Origin of the sequence: Microbacterium sp. SORGH_AS_0862 (genome assembly GCF_030818795.1) — a bacterium.
Lineage (GTDB): Bacteria > Actinomycetota > Actinomycetes > Actinomycetales > Microbacteriaceae > Microbacterium.
Genome location: NZ_JAUTAY010000001.1, coordinates 2,172,889 through 2,188,951 on the forward strand (window position 1 = coordinate 2,172,889; position 16,063 = coordinate 2,188,951).

The 16,063-nt window shown below is 70.2% G+C and carries 14 protein-coding genes and 1 pseudogene; 11 read left to right on the forward strand and 4 right to left on the reverse strand.

What is annotated here, in order from left to right:
• Positions 1-2 precede the first annotated feature (2 nt).
• The 3 genes from QE377_RS10570 to QE377_RS10580 are packed head-to-tail and all read right to left on the reverse strand — an operon-like array spanning position 3 to position 1,988.
• Positions 3-227, reverse strand: a complete 225-nt coding sequence (locus tag QE377_RS10570) for a hypothetical protein (RefSeq protein ID WP_307322803.1) — start codon at positions 225-227, stop codon at positions 3-5.
• A 24-nt stretch (positions 228-251) separates the two neighbouring features.
• Positions 252-1,226 carry a DNA-3-methyladenine glycosylase gene (locus tag QE377_RS10575; RefSeq protein WP_307322805.1) on the reverse strand — a complete coding sequence of 325 codons (975 nt, stop codon included), beginning with the start codon at positions 1,224-1,226 and terminating at the stop codon, positions 252-254.
• A 42-nt stretch (positions 1,227-1,268) separates the two neighbouring features.
• Positions 1,269-1,988: a winged helix-turn-helix domain-containing protein gene (locus QE377_RS10580; protein ID WP_307322808.1), complete on the reverse strand. Its 720-nt coding sequence runs from the start codon at positions 1,986-1,988 to the stop codon at positions 1,269-1,271.
• A gap of 422 nt (positions 1,989-2,410) precedes the next feature.
• Here QE377_RS10580 and QE377_RS10585 point away from each other — a divergent pair, with 422 nt between their 5' ends.
• The 9 genes and pseudogenes from QE377_RS10585 (at position 2,411) to QE377_RS10625 (ending at position 11,304) form a co-directional block, all read left to right on the forward strand.
• On the forward strand, positions 2,411-3,424 hold the full coding sequence (locus QE377_RS10585) for a LacI family DNA-binding transcriptional regulator (RefSeq protein WP_307322810.1): 1,014 nt from the start codon (positions 2,411-2,413) through the stop codon (positions 3,422-3,424).
• Between the two features lie 112 nt (positions 3,425-3,536).
• A complete protein-coding gene (locus tag QE377_RS10590) occupies positions 3,537-4,850 on the forward strand; it encodes an ABC transporter substrate-binding protein (RefSeq protein WP_307322812.1) in 1,314 nt (437 codons plus the stop codon).
• 68 nt (positions 4,851-4,918) lie between these two features.
• Positions 4,919-5,899, forward strand: a complete 981-nt coding sequence (locus QE377_RS10595; protein WP_274286252.1) for a carbohydrate ABC transporter permease — start codon at positions 4,919-4,921, stop codon at positions 5,897-5,899.
• A gap of 314 nt (positions 5,900-6,213) precedes the next feature.
• A pseudogene (locus QE377_RS10600) lies at positions 6,214-6,570 on the forward strand (ABC transporter permease subunit); the annotation flags it as partial.
• Positions 6,571-6,807: 237 nt separating this feature from the next.
• A complete protein-coding gene (gene yicI / locus QE377_RS10605; protein ID WP_307325948.1) occupies positions 6,808-9,033 on the forward strand; it encodes an alpha-xylosidase in 2,226 nt (741 codons plus the stop codon).
• A complete protein-coding gene (locus QE377_RS10610) occupies positions 9,030-10,475 on the forward strand; it encodes a glycoside hydrolase family 1 protein (protein WP_307322814.1) in 1,446 nt (481 codons plus the stop codon). Before yicI ends, QE377_RS10610 begins: the two co-directional genes overlap by 4 nt.
• A 40-nt stretch (positions 10,476-10,515) precedes the next feature.
• Positions 10,516-10,809, forward strand: coding sequence for a GNAT family N-acetyltransferase (locus QE377_RS10615; protein WP_234074575.1), 294 nt, complete (start codon positions 10,516-10,518; stop codon positions 10,807-10,809).
• An 88-nt stretch (positions 10,810-10,897) separates the two neighbouring features.
• The gene (locus QE377_RS10620; protein WP_307322817.1) at positions 10,898-11,080 is read left to right on the forward strand and encodes a hypothetical protein; all 183 of its coding nucleotides are present in this window, start codon (positions 10,898-10,900) and stop codon (positions 11,078-11,080) included.
• Entirely contained in the window at positions 11,077-11,304 is a 228-nt protein-coding gene (locus QE377_RS10625) for a hypothetical protein (RefSeq protein WP_307322819.1), read from the forward strand. Before QE377_RS10620 ends, QE377_RS10625 begins: the two co-directional genes overlap by 4 nt.
• 3 nt (positions 11,305-11,307) lie before the next feature.
• Here QE377_RS10625 and QE377_RS10630 read toward each other — a convergent pair whose 3' ends face one another.
• Positions 11,308-11,796 carry an 8-oxo-dGTP diphosphatase gene (locus tag QE377_RS10630; RefSeq protein WP_307322821.1) on the reverse strand — a complete coding sequence of 163 codons (489 nt, stop codon included), beginning with the start codon at positions 11,794-11,796 and terminating at the stop codon, positions 11,308-11,310.
• Positions 11,797-11,878: 82 nt separating this feature from the next.
• Between QE377_RS10630 and QE377_RS10635 the strand changes: the two genes are divergently transcribed.
• Together QE377_RS10635 and QE377_RS10640 are read left to right on the forward strand one after the other, a co-directional pair.
• Entirely contained in the window at positions 11,879-13,039 is a 1,161-nt protein-coding gene (locus QE377_RS10635; protein ID WP_307322823.1) for an exonuclease SbcCD subunit D, read from the forward strand.
• Positions 13,036-15,996 (forward strand): SMC family ATPase, encoded by a 2,961-nt coding sequence (locus QE377_RS10640; protein WP_307322825.1) that lies wholly within the window; start codon positions 13,036-13,038, stop codon positions 15,994-15,996. The genes QE377_RS10635 and QE377_RS10640 overlap by 4 nt, the downstream gene beginning before the upstream one ends.
• Positions 15,997-16,063: the final 67 nt, after the last annotated feature.

A 16,063-nucleotide genomic window follows, 5' to 3' on the forward strand; every position in this document is an offset into this window, starting at 1 on the left:
TCTCAGAGCTGGGCGCCGTCGTCGTCCCGGTCGTAGATGCCGACGTTGCGACCCCGCCACGACTCGTAGGCGATGAGCCACCCGATCGACACGATCAGAGCGAGGAGCAGACCGATCCAGACCGAGCCCAGGGCGATGCCGACCACGACACCCGCCGCGAACAGGGCCAGCGTCCCCAGGATCCACATGGTGCGACCGCGCGGCCAGCCCGTTCTCGAGTTCGTCATGCGCCCAGCGTAGGGGGTGGACGGTCAGCGCGAGCGGTGATCCTCCGGCGCCAGGCGCGCACCGCGGCGCTGCTCGTGCACGCCGCTGGCCGCGAGCAGCCGGATCACCCGCTGACGCTGTCCCGCCCATGGGGCGAGCAGCTCCAGCATGGTGTCGTCGTCGACGCGGTGGCCCGTGAGCGCGTGCCCGACCTCGTGCGCGAGGTGGTAGTCGCCGACGCTCACCGCGTCCGCATCGCCCCAGGCACGGATGCGCGTCTCGGCCGAGGTCCACGGGCCGATGCCGGGAAGGCTCGTGAGGATGCGGTCGCGCTCCGAGTTGTCATGGGCCGCCGCCATCGCGCGGACGATGCTGTCGCCGTGCGCGGCTGCCTTGACCACGGCGCGGGACTGCGGCGGCTCGAGTCCTGCGCGGTGCCAGGCCCAGGAGGGGATGCGTCGCCACTGGTCGACGGTGGGAGGCGCGAACATCGGGCGCGGGGTGGGGCCGGGGGCGCGCTCGCCGAACCAGGTGACGATCCGACGCCATGCTCCGAATGCCTGCAGGCCCGTGACCTTCTGCTCGAAGATCGCGCTCGCGAGGGCGTCGAAGACGAGATCGGTGCGGCTGAGGCGGAGCCCCTGGTGGCGATGGTGCGATGACGCGATGAGCGGATGCCGGGAGGCGTCGAAGTCGCCCTGCTCATCATGCGCGCCGCACAGTGCAGGAGCCTGGTCGAGCACCCAGTCGGCTCCGGGACCCCACGCCGCCAGTCGGATCCCGACGCCGCTCGCGCGGAGGGCGAGGGTGGCGATGCCCTCGGGGGTTCTGCTCGCGCGCCAGATGACGTGCCCGTCGACGACGAGGGTGGGATCGTGCGTTCCCCGCCGCTGGAACACGACGGTCCGGTGCAGATCCAGCTCGCGGCGGGGACGGTAGACGCTCTCGCGGAATCGCGCATGCAGCGGTGCGGCGGGACGAGGCGGGCGGTGCCCGATCGTCGACGTGGCCGCATCCATGTGCACACCCTACGTCGGCCCGCCGACAGCGGGCCGACCGGCTCAGAACCGGTCGGGGGAGGGCGTGCCGTGGCCGTATCGGATGGCGACGTCGGCGTGCCGGTCGAAGCGGTAGCCGACCCCGCGCACCGTGCGCACGATGTCCTCGAAGCGCCCGAGCTTGGCGCGCAGGCGCCGCACGTGCACGTCGATCGTGCGCTCGCCCGGAGCGTCTGAGTCGCCCTGCTGCCAGAGGGAGCCGACCAGCTCGGCGCGCTCGATCGTGCGGCCCTCGCGCAGCACGAGATACTGCAGCAGCTCGAACTCCTTGAACGTGAAGGCGGCGGACTCGCCGTCGATCAGCACGCGCTTGCGCGAGATGTCGACGACGACGCCGGCCTCGGCACGCTCCTCGACCTCGGTCTCGGGCTTCGTGCGGGCTACCGCGGACGGTTCGTGCAGCGCGAGGCGCACCACGTCGACGTCACGGCCGCCGGCCCCGACGGGGGCCAGAGCCACGGTCGCGTAGGTCTCGGCGGCGGGGGCCAGGTCGTGCAGCGTGCGGCGAAGCGCCTCGACGATCGTGCCGAGGGAGACGCCGGATGCGGCGGCCTTCGCCTCGTCGAAGCCGACGTAGAGCGCGAAGCCGCGCGGCGCGGTGCCGGCGGGAAGACTCCGCTCGGCGGCGGCGGGCGCCGGAGCGGGGGATGCGGGAGCGTCGGTGACCAGACGCAGAGCGGGGCGGGCGGTGGAGCGGTCGTCGAGAGCAACGGGAGTGGACATGTGCGGATTCCTTGCCGGAAGAGGAACCGGGACTCGTGCCCGATTCGCGTGTTGTCAGTCGCGGCCCAGGGTCAGGGCCGGGTGCGCAGCATCACAGAGCGGATGCGGAGGACGCGCGGCGCTTCAGATGCGCGGCGGCGTCGGACGGGGTGACCGAGTCAGCGGCACATTCGACAACACATGACAATGCGGCCGGCCATCATGGAGCCGGCAGTCCCGTTCGCCTCCCAGGCGGACAGAGAACGTGCATTGTCAGTCATGTGGCCGATTATGACGTGCCGGGCGTGTCCACGTCAAACGGACGGGGCGTTCCTTTTTGTTGTTTCTTCCGCGAAACACCTTGCGCTCGCATCCGGTTGTGATCTACAGTCCTGGACGAAGCGACGTCGAAGCGCTTCGACCAACCCGACGAAGAGGATGAGATGGTCACGATCAACGAGGTGGCGCAGGCCGCCGGCGTGTCGATCTCGACCGTTTCCTACGCCCTCAGCGGCAAACGGCCCGTCGCCGTCGACACCCGCCGGCGCATCGAGAAGGCGGTCGCCGAGCTCGGCTACAGCCCGAACGCCGGCGCGCGCATGCTCGCAGGGCGGCGCACCCAGATCTTCGCGCTCACCGAGCCATTGCGCATCGACACCCACGCCCCGACGCACATGGCGTTCGTCCTCGCCACGGCCGTCGCCGCCCGGCGCAACGACTACGACATCCTGCTGCTGACCGATGAGGACGCCCAGGCGGGGATGCGGCGGGTCGCCGCGAGCGGGCTGGTCGACGCCATCCTGGTGCTCGACGTCGCCCCGGACGATGCGCGCGTGGAGCTGTCGCGTCAGATCGAGCTCCCGAGCATCTTCATCGGCGTGCCCGACGATCGCGAGGGGCTGGTGTGCGTCGACCTCGACTTCGAGCGGGCCGCCGCGCTCGCGGCCGACCGGCTGATCGACGCGGGGCATCGCTCGATCGGCATGCTGGGTCACCCCGAGATCTCCTACGAGCGCTCGAACTTCCCGCCCCGTGTGCGCGCGGGCTTCGAGCGTGCGGCCGCCCGCCGCGGCGTCGAGACCGCCTTCCGCTTCGCCGGTCAATCGCGTCCGACGACCGCGACGATCCGCGACGCGGTAAGGGGCCTGCTGGCCGAGGGTGTGAGCGCGATCGTGCTGCACTGCGCGGAGGACGTCCACCAGGGCGTGCTCGACGCGCTCGCGGATGCGGGACTGAGTGTGCCCGGCGACATCTCGATCGTCTCCGTGGGCTCATCGTTCGACACCGCCGCCCTGAGCACGCCGCTCGACTCCATTCCTCTCGTTCCCGCTGAAAGCTGCGAGCTCGCCGTCGAGCTCGCAGTCACCGCCCTGTCCGGATCCGCTCCGGAACCGGGCGTGCACCTCATCGCCCCCCACTACCTCGACGTCGGATCCGTCGCCGCCCCGTCGAGATGACCCTCTTTCCGCTGTCCCTTCTCCTGCGCGTTGTCGAAGCGCTTCGATATGCCCGCTTCGCCCGTCCCGCAACACCCGACCACCGACGGTCACCATGAAAGGAGTGCCGAAGATGGCACGCATCACATCACGCACCACACACCGCTCCCTCATCCTGCTCGGCGGCGTCGCCGTGGCCGCCCTCGCCCTCAGCGCCTGCTCGGGTGGCGGCGGCAGCACGGAGGACTCCAACACCCTGACGCTCTGGCACTACGAGGGTGAAGACAGCGCCATGGGCAAGGCATGGGACGAGGCGATCAAGGTCTTCGAAGAGGAGACCGGTGCCAAGGTCGACTTCGAGGCCAAGGGCTTCGAGCAGATCCGCTCCACCGCCAGCCAGGTCCTGAACTCCGACGAGGCACCGGACATCATGGAGTACAACAAGGGCAACGCGACCGCGGGCCTGCTGGCCAGCCAGGGGCTGCTCACCGACATCACCTCGGCGGTCGAGGAGAACGGCTGGGCGGACAAGCTCGCCCCGTCGCTGCAGACCACCGCCCGTTACAGCGAGGACGGCGTCATGGGCGGCGACGCCTGGTACGGCGTCCCGAACTACGGTGAGTTCGTCACGGTGTACTACAACAAGCAGGCCTTCGCGGATGCGGGCCTCGAGGTGCCGACGACCTACGACGAGTTCGTGAAGGTGCTCGACGCGTTCGTCGCCAAGGGCATCACGCCGCTCGCCGAAGCGGGCGCGGAGTACCCGCTCGGGCAGCTCTGGTACCAGCTGGCGCTGAGCAAGGCCGACCGCTCGTGGGTCGACGACTACCAGCTCTACAAGAACCCGGTGGACTGGAACGACGAGCCCATCACCTACGCGACCGACACCCTCAAGGAGTACGTCGACGCCGGCTACATCTCTCCGGACGTGGCGGGCATGAAGGCGGAGGATGCGGGCACCGCGTTCATCGCCGGCAACTACCCGATCTTCGTGTCGGGCAGCTGGTGGTACGGCCGCTTCACCGAGGAGATCAGCGGGTACGACTGGGGCATCTTCAACTTCCCCGGCAGCAAGCTGAGCCTCGGCTCCTCGGGCAACCTCTGGGTCGTCCCGGAGAACGCGAAGAACAAGGACCTGGCCTACAAGTTCATCGACATCACGCTGCGCCCCGAGATCCAGGCGATCATCGGCAACAACGGCGGCGTTCCGGTGGCGGCGAACGAGTCCGACATCACGGATGAGAAGAGCAAGGAGCTCATCACCGCGTTCAACTCGATCCTCGACTCCGACGGCCTCTCGTTCTACCCGGACTGGCCCACGCCGACGTTCTACGACACCCTCGTCGCCCAGCTGCAGAACCTCGCCAACGGCAGCTCGACGCCCGAGCAGGTGCAGACCGGACTCGGTGACGAGTACGAGTCGTACGTCTCTAGCCTGCGCGGCTGACCTCCGGTGGCGGAGGGGCGACCGCCCCTCCGCCACCCCCATCCCTTCGACCAAGTGAGGAGACGGTCATGTCCGCCGTCCCGTTCGTGCGGCCGCCCAGAGCGCGGCGCGCCAAGCCCCTTCCCGAGGAGCCGCTGATCCCGCAGCGCGGGCGCGGATCCGCCGGCTACTGGCTCTACCTCATCCCCGGCCTGATCCTGCTCAGCGTCGTGATCCTGATCCCGCTCGTCTGGAACATCTACCTCTCGTTCACGAGCTGGCGCGGCATCAAGCCGCCGGAGTGGATCGGTGTCGAGAACTGGGTGCGCCTGTTCGGTGACACCAAGTTCTGGACCTCGTTCGGCAACAGCATCTGGATGATCGTGGCCATGGTGATCCTGCCCACGGTGCTGGGCCTCATCATCGCCGCACTCCTGTTCGACGTCGTCGGCCGCAAGTACGGCGGGCGTCTCGCGAGCTTCCTGCGCGCGACCTACTACCTTCCGCAGATCCTCCCTGCGGCCATCGCCGGTATCGTCATCGGCTGGGTGCTGCGCCCCGACGACGGCGCCCTCAACACGATCCTCGAGAGCATCGGTCTCGGATCCCTCGCGCACAACTGGCTCGGCAGCCCCGACACGGCCCTCGGCGCGATCATGGTCGTGCTCGTCTGGGTGCAGCTCGGGTACCCGATCGTCGTCTTCATGGCGGCCCTGCAGCGCGTCGACCCCGAGCTCTACGAGGCCGCCGAACTCGACGGCGCGAACTGGTTCCAACGCTTCCGCTCGATCACGATGAGCATCATCCGTCCGGAGATCTTCGTCGTCACCCTCACCTGCACGATCGCCGCCCTCAAGGTCTTCGGCCCGGTCTACGTGCTGACGCGCGGTGGCCCCGGCACCTCGACGATCGTGCCCGCCTACTACGCCTACAGCGAGTTCTTCCAGGCCCAGCAGGTCGGGTATGGAGCGACCATCGCCACCGCACTCACCATCGTCATCGCGATCGTCGCCGTGCTCTTCATCCGCGCGCAGAACGCGGCGGAGCGCAAGGAAAGGGAGGGCCGCTGATGGCCGCCACCATGGCTGTGAGCACCACGAAGGGCGAGGGGCGTCGCGCCCCGCGCATGCCGCGTCGCGGTCGCGGAGGCATGACCCGCCCGCGCGGTATCGACTGGCTGATGCTCGCCTTCGTCATCGTCGGAGCGATCGTCGTGATCGCGCCGTTCTACCTGATCCTCGTGAACTCGTTCAAGTCGCCCGCCGACTACTCGAACGGGGGACCCCTCGCTCTGCCCAGCCAGATCGACTTCACGGGTCTCGCCGCGTTCTGGGAGCGCGTCAACTTCCCCGAGAAGGTGTGGAACTCGTTCTTCATCTCCGGGATGGTGGCGCTGCTGGCCGTGCTCATCTCGGTGCTGAACGCGTTCGCGATCGGCATCGGCCGGGTGCGCGGGCGCAGCTGGATCGTGCTGCTGTTCCTGCTCGCCAACCTCCTGCCCCAGGAAGCGCTGCTGTACCCGCTCTACTACCTGTCCAAGGCGGTCGGACTCTACAACAACGTCTGGTCCGTGATCATCATCTTCACGGTGATCCAGGCGGCCTTCGGCACGTACCTGCTCGCGTCGGTCTACGGCACCTTCCCCAAGGAGGTCCTGGAGGCCGCGGCGATGGACGGCGCAAGCCGCTGGCAGATCCTGTGGCGCGTCGTCTTCCCGATCAGCCGTCCGACGCTCTCGGTGCTCGTCATCTTCTTCTTCATCTGGACGTGGAACGAGTTCCTCATCCCGCTGACGTTCCTTGTCTCGAACGCCCAACCAGACCGTGCCGGTGGCGATCAGCGTCCTGCAGGGCGACCGGCTCATGGATGTCACCACCACGAGCGCCTCCGCCCTGCTGGGGCTGATCCCGACCCTTCTCTTCTTCCTCATCTTCCAGCGCACCCTCACGCGCGGCATCACCGCAGGAGCAGTCAAGTAATGAAGTTCACCGATGGTTTCTGGCAGCTGCGCCCCGGGGTCACGGCCCTGTACGCGCAGGAGGCGTACGACATCTGGGAGACCGACACGCTCGACGGCCCCGGGCTCGTGATCACCGCTCCGACGAAGGTCATCGAGCGCAGGGGGGACACCCTGAACCGTGCGACGCTGACGGTCACGCTCTCGTCGCCCGCGGAAGGGGTGGTGCGCGTGCGCATCGTCCACCACGACGGCGGCACCCCGCCGCTCTCCTTCGGCATCGCCGCGGTGCCCGGCGTCGGCGAGGTCGAGGCGGATGCGGCAGGTGCGCGCCTGCGCACCGGATCCCTCACCGCGCGCATCGCCGCCGGGGCGCCGTGGTCGCTCGACTTCTTCTCCGGCGAGAAGCGCCTGACCGGCAGCGGACACAAGGCCCAGGGGTACATCACTCTCGCCGACGACGCCCAGGTCGACCCGGGGATCGTGGACAACGCCAGGGCGGGCGGCCGCAGTGCCCGCACGCACACGTTCGTCCACGAGCAGCTCGACCTCGGCGTCGGCGAGCTCATCTACGGTCTCGGCGAGCGCTTCGGCCCCGTCGTCAAGAACGGGCAGAGCGTCGAGATCTGGAACGCCGACGGCGGCACCTCCAGTGAGCAGGCCTACAAGAACGTCCCGTTCTACGTATCCAGCCGCGGTTACGGCGTGCTGGTGAACGACCCCGGCCACGTCTCCTACGAGATCGGATCCGAGACGGTCGAGCGGGTGCAGTTCTCCGTGCCCGGCGAGGTTCTCGAGTACTTCGTGATCGACGGCCCGACCCCCAAGGACGTGCTCACGCGCTACACCGCCCTCACCGGGCGTCCGCCGATCGTGCCCGCCTGGTCGTACGGCTTGTGGCTGTCCACGAGCTTCACGACGGACTACGACGAGGCGACCGTCACGTCGTTCATCGACGAGATGGCCGCACGCCAGCTGCCGGTGTCCGTCTTCCACTTCGACTGCTTCTGGATGCGCGAGTTCAACTGGTCGGACTTCGAGTGGGACCCGCGGGTGTTCCCCGATCCCGACGGGATGCTGCGGCGACTGCACGAGCGCGACCTCCGCGTGTGCGTGTGGATCAACCCGTACATCGCCCAGCGCTCGCCGCTGTTCGCCGAGGCGGCCGCGCAGGGCTTCCTCGTGCGGCGCGCCGACGGCTCCGTCTGGCAGTGGGACCTCTGGCAGGCGGGCATGGGGCTCGTGGACTTCACGAATCCCGACGCGACCCGGTGGTACCAGGACAAGCTGCGTGCTCTCGTCGCGCAGGGCGTGGACTGCTTCAAGACCGACTTCGGCGAGCGCATCCCGCTCGACGTGGTCTACGCCGACGGCAGCGCTCCCGACCGGATGCACAACCTCTACACGCACCTGTACAACAAGGCGGTGCACGAGGTGCTCGTCGAGGCGCGCGGCGCGGATGACGCGGTGCTGTTCGCGCGGTCGGCCACCGCAGGCGGACAGTCCATGCCGGTGCACTGGGGCGGCGACAGCACGTCGACGTTCGTGTCGATGGCCGAGACGCTCCGCGGCGGTCTCTCGCTCGCGTGGAGCGGCTTCGCGCACTGGAGCCACGACATCGGCGGGTTCGAGGGCACGCCCGACCCCGAGGTGTTCAAGCGCTGGACGGCCTTCGGTCTGCTGAGCTCCCACAGCCGTTTCCACGGTTCGGAGTCCTACCGCGTGCCGTGGAACTTCGACGACGAGGCGGTCGAGGTCACGCGCATCTTCACGCAGCTCAAGATGCGGCTCATGCCGTACCTCTTCCAGCGCGGTGTGGAGGCCGCATCCGACGGCGTGCCGCTGCTGCGCCCGATGGCGATGGAATTCCCCGAGGACCCGAGCTGCGCCCACCTCGATCGGCAGTACATGCTCGGCGGCGACCTGCTGGTCGCTCCGGTGTTCTCGGCGGACGGCGAGGTGGAGTTCTACCTGCCCGAGGGCGAGTGGACCCACCTGCTCACGGGGGAGAGCGTGACGGGCGGGTGGCGTCGCGAGCGTCACGGCGTCGACTCGCTGCCGCTGTACGTGCGTCCCGGCGCCGTCCTGCCCTGGGGCGCCCGCGACGACCGGCCTGACTACGATTACCTGGAGGGGCTGACGCTGCGGGTGTTCCCCGGCGGAGAAGGCGTCGCCGAGGTGCTCGTGACCACGCCCGACGGACGCAGCCAGACGCTGCACGCAGACCTTGCGGAGGTGACCCGATGAGCGCGGGCAACGCGGATTTCCGAGACAGCGGCCTGGTGTTCCCTCCCGGATTCACGTTCGGGTCCGCGACGGCCTCGTATCAGGTGGAGGGGGCCGCCGCGGAAGACGGTCGCGGCCCCTCGATCTGGGACACCTTCAGCCACACGCCCGGTCGGGTGTGGAACGGCGACACCGGCGATGTGGCGTGCGACCACTACCACCGCTGGGAGAGCGACCTCGATCTGATGGCCGAGCTGGGGCTGGACGCCTACCGGTTCTCGATCGCGTGGCCGCGGATCATGCCCACCGGCACGGGCGAGGTCAACCGAGCCGGCATCGACTTCTACTCGCGGCTGGTCGACGGGCTCCTCGAGCGCGGCATCCGTCCCGTGGCGACCCTCTATCACTGGGACCTGCCGCAGCCGCTGGAGGATGCGGGCGGGTGGCCCGTGCGGGCGACTGCCGACGCCTTCGAGCGCTATGCCGAGGTCATGGGCGCGGCCCTCGGCGACCGGGTGCACACCTGGACGACGCTGAACGAGCCGTGGTGCTCCGCCTACCTCGGCTACGGCCAGGGCGGTCACGCCCCCGGCCGCCACGAGCCCGCGGCGGCACTCGCTGCCGTGCACCACCTGAACCTCGCCCACGGCCGCGCCGTCCAGGCGTTGCGCGCCACCTCGACGGGCGATCCCCAGTACTCCGTCACGCTCAACTTCCACGTCCTGCGCGGCGCGGGCGAGCGGTCGGCGGAGGCCGTGCGTCGCATCGACGCGCTCGCGAACCGCGCGTTCACGCATCCCATGCTGAAGGGCGAGTATCCCGCCGATCTGCTGGAGGACACCGCATCCGTCACGGACTGGTCGTTCGTGCGGGACGGCGACCTGGAACGGATCAATCAGCCCATCGACGTGCTCGGCGTCAACTATTACTCGACGGCGACCGTGCGTCTGTGGGACGGCTCCTCGCCGCGCCAGCAGAACGACGGGCACAAGGCAAGCGCGGGCGGGACGGCCTGGCCCGGCAGCGACCAGCTCGTCGAGTTCGTCGAGCAGCCGGGTCCGTACACGGAGATGGGCTGGAACATCGCGCCGGAAGGACTCGAGGAGCTGCTGCTGGCGCTTCGGGACGAGTTCCCGGCGCAGCCGCTCATGATCACGGAGAACGGCGCCGCCTTCGCGGATGACGTCGCGCCGGACGGGGCGGTGCACGACGCCGAGCGCGTCGACTACCTGCAGCGTCACCTCACCGCCGCGCACCGTGCCCTCGAGCAGGGCGTGGACCTCCGCGGATACTTCGTGTGGTCGCTGCTGGACAACTTCGAGTGGGGCTACGGCTACGCGAAGCGGTTCGGCGTGGTGCGCGTCGATTTCGACACCCTCGAGCGGACGGTCAAGGACTCGGGGCTCTGGTACCGGCGCCTCGCGCGCAGCCGCGCGATCCCGGCCGCGGACGAGCTCGGTTGAGACGGCCTCGGTCACCCCGCCGACGGCGTAGCCTGGCGGGGTGACCGAGTTCCGCTTCGAAGACCAGACGGATGCCTCTCGCTACGCGCTGTACCTGGGCGACGACCTCGTGAGCGTGCTCGACTATCGCGACGACGGGCGCAGCGTCTCGATGACGCGGGCCTTCACCGTCCCCAGCTTCCGCGGCCACGGCTACGCGGGGGAGATCGTCGAGCGCGCCGTGAGCCTGCTCGAGCAGGCGGGCGACCGTCAGATCGTCCCGATGTGCTGGTACGTCGCCGACTGGTTCGCCGCCCATCCCGAGCGCGCGGGCATCCTCCAGCAGCGCGTCTGAGTGCTCTACCGTCGCCGTTCACGGGCGTCAATCCCCCGAGGTCCCTCCCGTGCGTTCCGGGATGCTGGACTCGACGAAAGGGAGTGCCATGGACGATCGCGATCTGCCCGAGGGTGTGATCAACGCCGACCCGCCCGGAGGCTGGGAGGGCACCTCCGACGACGAGGCCGCCGAGCAGAACGAGCGCGCCGAGGCATCACCGGAATTGGTGGAGTCGGACGAGCCGTCGCAGGGCGCCGATCCCGACCTGGCGACGGGAGACACCGAATGAGCACCGAATCGTTCCCCGAGGGGACCCAGGACGAGCCGGTCATGGACCAGCACATCGCCACGCGTCAAGACAAGGTCGACGGGATCGTCGCCCAGACGCGCGTCGACGTGAGGGGCCTGCCGATCGAGCGCGTCATCGACGTGCTGCGTCAGCGCTTCGACGACGCCGCCATCGAGACCGATGACGACGAACTCGCGCGCCTCGCGGAGCAGGTCAACGCCTGATCCTCACGCTGCGGGTGTGCCGGGAGACTCGGCCACGACCGTCGCGAGGTCGTCGCCGAACGTGTAGCTCCCGTACGCGGTGCCGCCGCGAAGCACTCCGGGCAGCCACCGGCGCGCGTCGTCCCACATGCGGTCGTAGGGCACCTCGTCGAGGCCGAACCAGGCCGGCACGATCTCTTCCGTCTCGACGGGCTCGCCCACCGGTGCCCGGTAGATGAAGACGTGCGAGCGCTGCGACCAGCCGTCGCGGGAGGGGAAGCGGTAGACGAGCCGGCCCACCGGCTCCAGCAGAGCGGGGTCGATCCCGAGGCCGGTCTCCTCGCGCACCTCGCGCACGGCCGCGTCGACGACGCTCTCACCGGGTTCGGCCTTGCCTCCGATGCCCACGACGCGCCCCAGCCCCATGCCCGTGCGCTTGTAGCCGAGCAGCACCTGCGCATCCGACGCGTGCCCGCGCAGGATGTAGACGACGCAGACGTCGCGGATGGCCATGCCCGCCACCTTACGGCGGCAATGTTTCGGAACTGTGGCGAGGGTCCGACGCCGTGTCCGGGGCCGCCCGTACCGTGAACACATGCGGATCCTGCACACCTCGGACTGGCACATCGGGCGTACCTTCCACGGTTACACCACGATCGACGCCCTGCGCGGTGTGCTCGGCGAGATGGCGTCGATCGTGCGCGAGGAGGCGATCGATCTCGTCATCGTGGCCGGCGATGTCTTCGACTCGGCCGCCCCCGCTCCCGAGTGCTACACCGTGCTGACCGACGCCCTCGTCGGGCTGCGCGAGGCCGGGGCGCAGGTGATCGTCACGAGCGGCAACCACGACTCGGCCGCGCGCCTCGGCTTCCAGGCACGGCTGCTGCGCGACGGGATCCACGTGCTCACCGATCCCACCCGCCTGGCCGCGCCCATCACGGTCGTAGACGCGCACGGCCCGGTGCACGTCTACGGCATCCCCTACCTCGCCCCGGCCCAGGTGCGTCACCTGTGGCCGGAGGCCGAACTGCGCACCCAGGCGCAGACCCTGCAGCACGCGATGGATCTCGTGCGCGCCGACCGCGCGGAGCGCGGCGGTCGCTCGGTCGTCGTCTCGCACTGCTTCGCGGCGGGGATCGAGGCGACGCCGGGGCTCGAACGCGAGATCCGGCAGGGTTCTCTCGACGTCGTTCCGCTGGCGGTGTTCGACGGGCCCGACTACGTCGCGCTCGGCCACATCCACGGTCGTCAGCAGCTCAGCGACCGCGTGCGCTACGCGGGTGCGCCGCTGCACTACGGCTTCGGTGAGAAGGGGCGTCGTCGAGGCGTCTGGATCGTCGACCTCGACGAGGCGGGGCTCGCGTCGGTCGCCTGGCGCAATGTCAGCGTCCCGCGCCGTCTCGAGGTACTGCGTGCACCGTTGGACGACCTGCTCACCGATCCGCGTTTCGCCGACGCCGAGTCGGCATGGGTGAGCGCCGAGTACACCGACGCGCTGCCGCAGCGCGACGTCATGCGCCGGTTGCAGCAGCGTTTCCCGTTCTGCGCGAACGTGGCGCACGTCCCCGACCGTGCCGATGCCGGGGTTCTCGCCAGCTACGCGCAGCGCGTCCGCCAGGCACGCAGCGACCGCGAGCTCATCGACGCGTTCCTCGGTCACGTCCGCGAGGGCGAAGCCGCGTCGCCCGCCGAAGCGGAGCTGCTGCGCACCACGCTCGCCGAGAAGCAGGACGCCCTCGTCGAGGCCGGGGCGTGAGGCTCCACCGGCTCGAGCTCGCGGGTTTCGGCCCGTTCCGCGATCGGCAGATCGTCGACTTCGACGCGTTCGCCGACGACGGCATCTTCCTCATCACCGGCCGCACGGGCGCCGGGAAGTCGAGCGTTCTCGACGGTGTCGCGTTCGCCCTCTACGGCAACGTGCCGCGTTACGACGGCCCCGACAAGCGTCTGCGCAGCGATCACTGCGCGGTGGAGGATCCCACCGAGGTGAGCCTCGACTTCACGGTGGGTGACGTCCGCTGGCGCGTCGTCCGCTCGCCCGAGTATGCCCGCCCGAAGCTGCGCGGCGGCGGGATGACGACGGAGCCGGCGCGCGCCGAGCTGTTCGAGCTCGTCGACGACGTCTGGATCGGCCGCGCGTCGCGTCCGCGCGATGTCGCCGAGATCCTCGATCGGGTGCTCGGATTGAACCTGCAGCAGTTCCAGCAGGTCATCCTGCTCGCGCAGAACAAGTTCTCCCGTTTTCTGCTGGCGCGCAACGACGAGCGCCAGGCGCTGCTGCGCACCCTGTTCGGAACCCGGCGCTACGAGGACTACGCCCGCGAGCTCGACGATCGTCGGCGCGACACGCAGCAACAGCTCCGGGAGCGGGGCGTGCACGCCGAGGCGTTGCTGGCCGAAGCCGAGCTGCTCGTCGACGAAGAGGCCGAGCCTTCCGCATCCGAGGATCTCGCCGCGCGGCGAGAAGCGGTGCGCACCGCGGCGGAGCGGGCGCGCTACCGGGTCGAGACGGCCGAGATCGCGCGGGCGAAGGCCGACGAGGCGTGGACCGCGGCCGCCGCCGACCTCGCGCTTCGCGAGCGCCAGCGCCAGGCGCAACGCGCCCGCGACGAGGCGGACGCCCGACTCGCGGCGCTCGAAGCCGCCGCCGACGTCGTCGCGCAGGCGCGCGTCGAACGCGACCGCGCGCTCGCGGCCGAGACACTGCGCGGTGCCCTCGAACGCGCCGCCCGGACGGGTCTCGCCGCCCGGGCGGCCGAGACCGAGGCCACAGCGGCCGATGACGAATGGCTCGCCGCCGGTGAGGACCCGGCCGCGGATCTCGACGCGACCGAGGAGGAGCTGACGGGTGAGCTGGCCCGCGTCGACGCCGCGGTCGAGAGCCAGCGTCAGCTGGACGCCCTGGATGCGGAGCTCGCGCTCGCCACCGGTGCCCTCGCCGATGCGGGCGAGACACTGCGGCGCCTGAGCGCCGAATCGACAGAGGTGCCGGTTCGCCGTGAGGCCCTGCGCGCAGCCCGGGCCGAAGCCGCCGTCGAAGCGGGCCGGATCGCAGAGGGGGAGAGCGCTGTCGAGGCTGCGCGGCTGCGGCAGGAGGCGGGCCGCCGGGCATCGGATGCGGACGCCCGGCTCACCGCCGCCGAAGCCGCCTACACCGCGGCGCTCGACGCGTCGGCGGCGGCATCCGCGGCACTCGCGCGTCTGATGCGTCGACGGGTCGCGGAGCGCGCGGGCGAGCTCGCGGCAGCGCTGGTGCCCGGCGAACCCTGTGCCGTCTGCGGTTCCACCGAGCACCCGCATCCTGCGCCGCGCGCCCACGATGCCGTCACGGACGACACGATCACCGACGCCGAGGGCGCCGTCATGCGAGCGCGCGCGGACGAGACACATGCCGCGGAGGAGGCGCGCCGTCTTCGGGACGAGCTCACCGAGGCGCGCACGGTCGCGGGAGGCGCCGGCGCCGAGGAGCTCGACCGGGCGCTCGCCGACGCCGAGGAACAACTGCAGCGCGCACACGGGGCCGAGGCGCGCCTTCGTGAGACCGAGCGTTACCTCGCGCTCATCGACGCGCAGGAGGCCGATCTCGCCGCAGCGGTCGAGAGCGCGATGCGCGACGAGCGTGACGCTGCGACGCGCGTCACCGCGCTGGAGGCGCGTCGGCAGGAGATCGCGCAGACCGTCGAGCGTGCGCGCGAGGAGTTCGAGAGCGTGGCCGACCGCCGCGCCGTCCTCGTCGAGAAACGCGAGCGTGCGCGTCGCCGACGCAGCGCGCTGGCGGCGCTCGCGCTCGCCCAGGAGGCGGCGGATGCGGCAGCGGTCGAGGCCGCCGAGGGTGCCGAGCAGGCGGGTTTCACCGATCCGCTGGACGCCGCCGACGCCCTGCGCTCGCGCGCGGAGACGGCGGCGCTGGTCGAAAGGGTCCAGACGCACGAGCGCGATCTCGCACTGGTGCGCGCGCGTCTGCTCGAGCTGCAGCTCGAGCTGGCCGGCGTGCCGGAGGGGCCCGTCGAGCTCGATGAGGCGAGACAGAAGGCCGAGGATGCGGACCGGGCGCGCGGACATGCGATCGCGGAGCTCAGCCGGGTCCTCTCCGCCGCGGATCGGCTGAGCGATCTCGTCGTGCGCATCGACGAGGCCTACGCGTCGGTGGCCGAACTCGCCCAGGAGGCGGCGGTCGTCACGCGGCTCGCCGACACCCTGCTCGGGCGTGCGCCGAACACGCGGCGGATGCCACTCGAGACGTTCGTGCTGGCGGCCGAGCTGGAGGAGATCGTCATCGCGGCCAACGTGCGTTTGGCCGAGATGTCGGCGGGTCGGTACAGCCTCCACCACTCCGATGCGCTGGCCGCGCGCGGCGCCGCATCCGGGCTCGGGATAGAGGTCATGGACGCGTTCACCGGGCAGCTGCGCCCGCCGCAGTCGCTGTCGGGCGGCGAGACGTTCCTCGCTTCGCTGTCGCTCGCGCTGGGGCTCGCCGAGGTGGTCACCGCGCGCGCCGGCGGGATGCGGCTGGACACCCTCTTCATCGACGAGGGGTTCGGCTCGCTCGACGCAGAGACGCTCGAGCTCGCGATGAGCGTCCTCGACGAACTCAGGGCGGGAGGCCGGACGGTGGGAGTGATCAGCCACGTCGAGGCGATGAAGGACCAGCTCCCCGCGCAGCTGACGATCGAGGCGACGCCGCAGGGACCGAGCATCATCCGGCAGCGATGACGACGTTCGACGAATCCTCGTGCGACGCAAGCCGGGGCCCCGGATCTGCACCCGCGCCTAAGGTGGA